This is a genomic window from Bacteroidota bacterium (assembly GCA_018698135.1).
Taxonomy (GTDB): Bacteria; Bacteroidota; Bacteroidia; order CAILMK01; family JAAYUY01; genus JABINZ01.
In genome coordinates, this window is sequence record JABINZ010000070.1 from 1 (window position 1) to 7,538 (window position 7,538).

General features: G+C 33.8%; 4 protein-coding genes and 2 tRNA genes. 4 read left to right on the forward strand and 2 right to left on the reverse strand.

What is annotated here, in order from left to right:
- Window positions 1–908: 908 nt before the first annotated feature.
- Complete coding sequence (locus HOG71_04040) at window positions 909–3,383, forward strand: TonB-dependent receptor (protein ID MBT5990004.1); 2,475 nt, start codon at window positions 909–911, stop codon at window positions 3,381–3,383.
- A 2-nt stretch (window positions 3,384–3,385) separates the two neighbouring features.
- Here the strand turns inward: HOG71_04040 and HOG71_04045 are convergent, their stop codons facing one another.
- Both HOG71_04045 and HOG71_04050 read right to left on the reverse strand, forming a co-directional pair.
- Window positions 3,386–5,539 (reverse strand): tetratricopeptide repeat-containing sensor histidine kinase, encoded by a 2,154-nt coding sequence (locus HOG71_04045; GenBank protein ID MBT5990005.1) that lies wholly within the window; start codon window positions 5,537–5,539, stop codon window positions 3,386–3,388.
- Between the two features lie 117 nt (window positions 5,540–5,656).
- Entirely contained in the window at window positions 5,657–6,703 is a 1,047-nt protein-coding gene (locus HOG71_04050; protein MBT5990006.1) for a T9SS type A sorting domain-containing protein, read from the reverse strand.
- 131 nt (window positions 6,704–6,834) lie between these two features.
- Between HOG71_04050 and HOG71_04055 the strand changes: the two genes are divergently transcribed.
- The 3 genes from HOG71_04055 to HOG71_04065 form a co-directional block, all read left to right on the forward strand.
- Window positions 6,835–6,906 (forward strand) — tRNA-Gly (locus tag HOG71_04055).
- Window positions 6,907–6,942: 36 nt separating this feature from the next.
- Window positions 6,943–7,027: transfer RNA gene (locus HOG71_04060), tRNA-Leu, on the forward strand.
- 198 nt (window positions 7,028–7,225) lie between these two features.
- Window positions 7,226–7,538 (forward strand): hypothetical protein (locus HOG71_04065; protein ID MBT5990007.1); only part of this gene is annotated, 313 nt, incomplete at its 3' end.

The following is a 7,538-nucleotide window of genomic DNA, read 5'->3' on the forward strand; positions in this document are numbered from 1 at the left end:
AAGGCCACCTGTTAGGTTATGGCTGACTTTAAGTCGCACTACGACTGGTCCTGAATAGAATCAGACCTATCTGGTTGAATAAAACCTGATAGGTCGAAAGGGGAAAGTATCCAATCAAAAGTTTGTTGTTTATATTCAGTTGCTCAACCTAACAGGAGCAAGGCCACCAGTTAGGTTATGGTTGACTTAAATTAGCAATATGACTGATCCTGAAAAAATTAGTCCTATCTGATTGAATAAAACCTAATAGGTCGAAAAGAGAAAGTATCCAATCAAAAGTTTGTTGTTTATATTCAGTTGCTCAACCTAACAGGAGTAAGGCCACCTGTTAGGTTATGGCTGACTTTAAGTCGCACTACGACTGGTCCTGAATAGAATCAGACCTATCTGGTTGAATAAAACCTAATAGGTCGAAAAGAGAAAGTATCCAATCAAAAGTTTGATGTTTATATTCAGTTGCTCAACCTAACAGGAGAAAGGCCACCTGTTAGGTTATGGTCGACTTAAAGTCGCACTATGACTGATCCTGAAAAGAATTAGTCATATCTGGTTGAATAAAACCTGATAGGTCGAAAAGAGCAAGTATTCATTTAAATGGTTGTTGATTATATTCAGGTACTCAACCTAACAGGAGTAAGGCCACCTATTAGGTTTATGTTAATGAGATTTTGTTTTTGATATAAATCCCAGATCATCAGATAGAACTTGATTCAGGGTGTTTCTATTTATCATATTCTGTCATATCATATTTTTTGTTTATAGTATAATTTCAACTTCTTCAAGCACTAATTTTTCTGGCTTTCTAATTGCTATCATGGACGTCTAAATAATTATTAATTTGTGCGTAAGTTTTTTAGACCTTAACTGTCCAATGCACGTATGTTTGACTATATAAGAAGCTAGAATTAATGAAAACCAACCTTATTATTATCCTTACAATTGTTAGTTCAATTATGTTTAACCACCACACATTTGCACAACGCGATGGAAGCAAAGGCTCAGAAAATATGCCTAAGATTGGGGTGGTCATGGGAACAATTATGGATCCCGACTTAAACAAACCCGTAGAATATGCAACCATTGGGCTATTTAGTGGTAGAGATTCCTCATTAGTTACTGGAACCATCAGTCAGTCAAATGGTCAGTTCAGAATAGAAGAAGTTCCATTTGGTAAATACTATATCGAAGTCACTTTTGTGGGCTATGAAAAAAGGAAAGTGAATTCTATCATGATCACACCCAAAAACACAGAATATAACATGGGTGTAATCAATCTTAAACAGGCAGCACTTGATTTGGATGAATTTGAAATTACTGCTGATAAAACACATATCGAATATAAAATTGATAAGAAGGTCATAAATGTAGGCAAAGATCTGGTTGCAACAGGTGGCAGTGCAGTAGATGTTTTGGAAAACACCCCATCCGTTCAAACTGATATTGATGGAAATGTATCGCTTCGGGGAAGCAGTAATTTCACAGTTTATATTGATGGAAAACCTTCTGTTATAGGAGGAAGCGATGCCTTGCAACAAATTCCTGCCAGCACCATTGATAAAATTGAAATTATTACTAACCCAAGTGCAAAATACGACCCCGATGGTATTGCAGGTATCATTAATGTGATTACTAAAAAACAAAAGGGTAAAGGCTTTAATGGAATCATAAATGCCACCTTTGGTACTGGTGAAAAATATGGTATTGACGGACTATTTAATTACCGTATGGGCAAAATAAATGTATTTGCCGGTTTTGATTATAACGATAAAACAAATTTTGGAAGCAGTATTGTCAGTCGGGAGACAAAAATAAACGACACCCTTTACTATAGCGATATTGCAGGAGATAGAAACCGGGGAAGAAGTGGCTATGAACTAAGAACAGGAGTAGAATATGACATTAATAATAATGATTATTTAAGCTTGTCATTTGATTATGGTTCAAGGGGTTATGGACATAATTCATATTCAAAGTATTATGATCATACAAAGCCTTTAACTCTAGCTGAATTTTATGTGAACGATAATGATTTTTTGGTTGAGAAATTATATTACAGCAGCAAGCTTTTTTATCAGCATAAGTTTAAGAAACCAGAACACCAAATTACATTTTCAGGTTTTTATTCATCAGGAGATGGACAAGATGAAGAAAATTTGCTTGAATATATAACCGATAATCATTGGTATATCGACTTACAAAATGATCCTTTTATGCAAAGGGTTTTTGAAAATAGCCATGATGCGGATATCAGGTTAAATACAGACTATGTAAGGCCTATTGGGAAAGAAGGCAAGCTGGAAGCTGGATATCAATACCGATTTAACAATGGCGAAACAGATTATATGTTAGAGATTTATGATGCTGTACAAGATAAGTGGACAGAAAACACAGCATTACACAACGATCTCAAGTTTAGTAGGGATATTCATTCAGCTTACACTACGTATTCAAATAATTTAGGCAAGTTCGATTATATGCTGGGCTTACGTTTGGAATCTACCAATAGGATATTGGAGCAAAATATATTAGATACGAGCTATGTAGTTAATCGCTTGGATTATTTCCCTACCCTTCATTTATCTCGAAAATTAAAAAATAATCAGCAACTGATGGCAAGTTATAGCAAGCGTATTCATCGGCCAAGAGAGTATTATTTGGATCCTTTTCCAAATTATATGGATGAGCATAATATACGAATGGGAAATCCGGCATTGGAACCTGAAAACATACACTCCATGGAGTTAAGTTATCAAAAGCGGTTTAAGTCAAACTTTATTTCTGTTGAAACCTATATGCGTCAGACACAAAATAAAATTCAACGTATAACATACCTCACCGATACTGGGAATATTTTAGTCAGAACCTTTGATAATATTGATAAAGACAGATCAATTGGATTGGAAGTAATGGGTAATTTTGAATTTACCAAGTGGTGGACATTAAATACAAGTGTAAATGTGTTCAATTATTCTATTGAAGGTAATTTGTTAGACGAAAATGTGTCACAGACTATTAATACCTGGAGCTTTAGACTAAATACTTCCTTTAAATTAAAATGGGGAACAAGAATTCAGTTAAGTGGCTTTTATACTGGCCCTTCAGTAACAGGACAAGGTGATCGGGATGCATTTTATTATACCAATTTGGGTATCAGGCAGGATTTTCTTAAAAACAAATTGTCGGCCACGCTTCAGGTACGCGATATTTTTGGCACCATGAGCCATACAATGAACTCTTATGGAGAAAACTTTGCTACCTCAATGATCTATAGTCGTGAGCCACATGTGGTGTCCTTGACCGTTACATACAAAATCAATAATTACAAAGTTGACAAAAGATCCAAAGGCGGAGGAGATGCTGACTTTGGAGATGAAGAAATGTAGTTTTAGTTTTTATTGAAACGAATACAGAAAGTGCTTCCAATTCCGGGAGTACTTTCAACACTTAGTTCTGCATTGTTTTTAGCGGCAAATTCTTTGCAAATAATTAGCCCCAGTCCTGTTCCTCTCTCATCATTTGTTCCTAGAGAGGTGTGTTCCTTATCCAAGGTGAAAATTGTATGCAAATCTTCTGCATTAATGCCGATTCCATTATCTTTAACACATATAACGACCTCTTTATTTTCTTCTTTACAGCTCAGAATTATTACCCCTCCTTCATGCGTAAACTTAATGGCATTTGCTACTAAATTTCGAATTATTGTACTAAGGGTATTATAGTCTGCATATACCTGACATTGTTTTGTTATTCTATTATGGATAGTGATGTTTTTATCGAATGCATTGATTTCGAACATTTTAATAGATTTTGTCGTTAATTCGAGCAAATCAATAACTTTTGGACTTATAGTGATTTTTCCACTTTGCGATCTAGACCACTCCATTAAATTATCCAATAAGTCATTACCTGTTTTAGCACTTTTCGAAATCAGCTTGCTAAAATATTCTATTTCATTGTATTTTTTATCATGTATGTCTTTAATAAGCAGATTGGAATATCCAAGCAATAAATGAAAGGGATTTTTTAAATCATGCGCTATGATAGAGAAGAATTTATCCTTTTGCGCATTTAGCTCAATCAATTGTTCCGATTTTGCAATATTGTCTTTATTGAGCTGAATAAGTTTTTGCATATTTATACGTTGGCGTTTTCGTGTATTTATCAATACCATTGTTAGAATGACAAACAATAAAAGAGCTGCTGAAGTAGCAAACCAAAGTAATTGCTGACTTTTTATTGTATTGGCCTTCAGTATATTTTGTTCTCTTAGTATGTCGTTCTCATTTAATGTTTTTTCTGTCTCATATTTAGTTTTAATATCTTCAACAGCAATTTCTTTTTCCTTGCTGTTGAAACTATCTTTTCTGGCTTCAAACTTTTCAAAATTTGCCAAAGCAAGATCGTATTTTTTCGTCTCCTTATACAATTCATATTTTTTTTCATACAAGTAGGTTGTCAGCTTTGGTTGATTTAACTCTTGTAATAAAAGTTCCGATTCCAAAAGATCCTTTTCAGCATCCTTGTACCTTTTCATTTTCTTGAATACATCACTTCGGTTCAGGTAATTATAGACCAGTCCAATGTTCAAATTAATGTTTTTACAAATAGCCAATGATTGACTATAGTATTCTAAAGCTTTTTCAGTTTGATTTTGCTTATTAGCTAAAACAGCAAGATTCATGTAATTTTGAGCAAGTGATGATTCTGCACCTAATTTTTCATTAATTTCAATTGAATTCTGATAATACTTTTCGGCAATTTTATAATCTCCAAACTCCTTGTAGATAGTTGCAATATTATTATAATTTGAAGCTAGATCAACTAAGCTATTGTTACGGATATTTAGCTTAATTGCTTTTTTATAATAATCAATAGCCTCCTGCTCTCTTTCCTGATCAGTTAATAGTATCGCCATATTATTATAAACAATGGCAAGGCTTTGCTCATTATTGTTTTTCTCATAAGCTTTAGCTGCCTTGATGTAGTAGCCCAGTCCTGTCTCATTTTGCCCTAAACTGGTATAAGAAGAACCCAGATTTGCATAATTTCCAGCAAGTTTTGGAAGGTTTTTGATTTTCTTGTTAATCTCTTCAGACAAATGATAATATTTGATTGCCTCTGTATAATTATTTATCTCGTGATAATAAAGGGCCATAAAATGATAACTAGTAGCCAGAAAACTCTTGTCTTTTATTTTCTTTGATAAACTTAGTGCCTTATTGGCATAATCAAAGGCTTTATCATATTCTGAAACAAGTAAGTAAATATTAACCAAATATTGATAGGCATGAACTTCCCCTTCAATGTATTTTATTTCTTTTGCCAAATCCAATGCTTTCTGTGCACAGGTTTTCGCAATATCCGGATTGTTTCTGAGGTATTTTTCTGCAAAATCAGTATATGTATTAACTTTTTCAGTTTTATCCTGAATTGAATCAACAATTTGGATAAGACTATCAATACGTATATTTTGACTTGATACCGTATAAGATGACAAGAATAACAGTATATATATTACACTGATTTTAGAACAGTTCATTACTACCAGTTTAGGTATTTCAAAAATACATAATCGGTAATAGCATTTCAAAATAATAATTAACAGTTTTCGGAATATATTCAGATAGTCAGTACTTTAGGAACCTAAATAGTTTGTTTAATGGTTAATATTTACTTTCTGACTATGAGAATATTTGTTGGTACTTATTTGAATGAGGTAAATAGCCGGTACTAATTCGTTCGTTGAAATACTTATTTTGCTATTCGGATTATTAAAAAAAATGCTTTCCAATCGTTGGCCATAAAAATTGTAGATATTCACTTGAACATTTTTCAACTCACTTTCAAAATTTATATCAATTGACTTGGCCTTGTTGTTTACAACTACACTGTAAAGACTCAGTTCATCTTTCATTCCAACTTCAGTCCAGCCGGTATAATTAGGGAAATAAGCTCTTCTTATCAAAGTTGAATCCTGAATAAAAGGATTATGATGTCCACCTTGTTTGCTGGCAATAAACTCATTTCTCCATTCTTCATCAACATCTACCGGATCCTGCAGATGCCAGAAATAAAGGTTTTCCTTTTGTTTGCTAAAAAAGCTAGCATCCGACTGGTTTTTATACATTGTATAAAAATACATCATAGCTCGTGCTACATTCCCTTTATGATCTTCACGTACTTCGAACCATTTATTATTATCCACTTCGCTGTATTGGTTAATCGATGAGACTGGGATTGTTGTTTTCTGTTGATTAAGCCAAAACCATTTATCTGTATTGATATCGTCAATATCCCCAAAAGCTAAATTTCCTCTTGCACCATTTACATCTTCTCTTGTTGGATAAAGATGATGCATATCGCTTTTGGCTTGATCGGTGGCACCCAAACTTTGTGGCCAGGTATGTTCGCAATTTATGCCTTTATTATAAGCCTCTGTTCGTGGATTGGATGCAGATGGACTGATGTATATTGTGTAATCGGTATACACACAGGACAAGCTGTCTTGATTTCGTTTAGCAACAGCTCCCCATAGTTCATCTCTGGCAGCATTATAACTCAGGGTTGAGGAGGGTTTGTAATCAGTAACCAAAAGACCCAGCAATTCAGTTCCTTTTTTCTCTGGATATATGTCTTGTTGAATTTGCGCATTCAGGTTAAGGCAAACAAATAAAGAAAATAAAATATAAATGTTTTTTTTCATCATTAAATTGGCAATAAAGCTCGTTTATGTTGTTAAAACTAGGCAATTGGAAGTAAGACAAATTTAGCTTTTGTTTTTTTAGCATAAAAAATTTTGTTAATGTTAAATTTTCTTAAATTTGCACCTCCATTGCGGGAATAGCTCAGTGGTAGAGCACGACCTTGCCAAGGTCGGGGTCGCGAGTTCGAATCTCGTTTCCCGCTCTTTTTTTTGTTAGAACAATTTGTTCTATCCAGGTTGCCCGAGTGGTGGAACTGGTAGACACGCAGGACTTAAAATCCTGTCGCCTTTAAAGCGGTGCCGGTTCGATTCCGGCCTCGGGTACTAAACTCCACAAACAAGAGAAAGTAACAACAACTAAAAGCCCTGATTATCAGGGCTTTTTCTTTTTACATCTTCTTTTAATTTCCTTTGATTTGCTAAAGTTTGTTACTATTTTGTTACTAAAGTTGATTTAATCAATATTAGCACTATATTTGTTACTATTAACAATAAGCAAGTATAAGTAACAAATATAATATCATGGGAAACAAAAAGATAGGAACAAATAGGGTACTCTGGAAAGGGAACTTTATCACATTGAGAGCCAGACAAGGTGTAAAAGGTGAATCTTTATATCTTGTCTATTCTATTCCTGAAAATGGTAAGAAGGTAAGAAAATATGAATTTCTGAAAAAGTTAGAATTGCTAAAAGATTATTCACCTGACAAAAAGAAAGAGAACACTCAAACTGCAATAGAGACAGCAAAACAAAAAGATACTTTGCTACTTAGCGGTGAATATGACCTGATTCAAGAAAATAGTCTTAAAGTTGATTTTATAAAATACTGTGAAA

Excerpts from the sequence above, each read along its gene's own strand:
- HOG71_04040 (MBT5990004.1), top strand. The coding sequence starts at position 909 with ATGAAAACCAACCTTATTATTATCCTTACAATTGTTAGTTCAATTATG.
- HOG71_04045 (MBT5990005.1), bottom strand. The coding sequence starts at position 5,539 with ATGAACTGTTCTAAAATCAGTGTAATATATATACTGTTATTCTTGTCA.
- HOG71_04050 (MBT5990006.1), bottom strand. The coding sequence starts at position 6,703 with ATGAAAAAAAACATTTATATTTTATTTTCTTTATTTGTTTGCCTTAAC.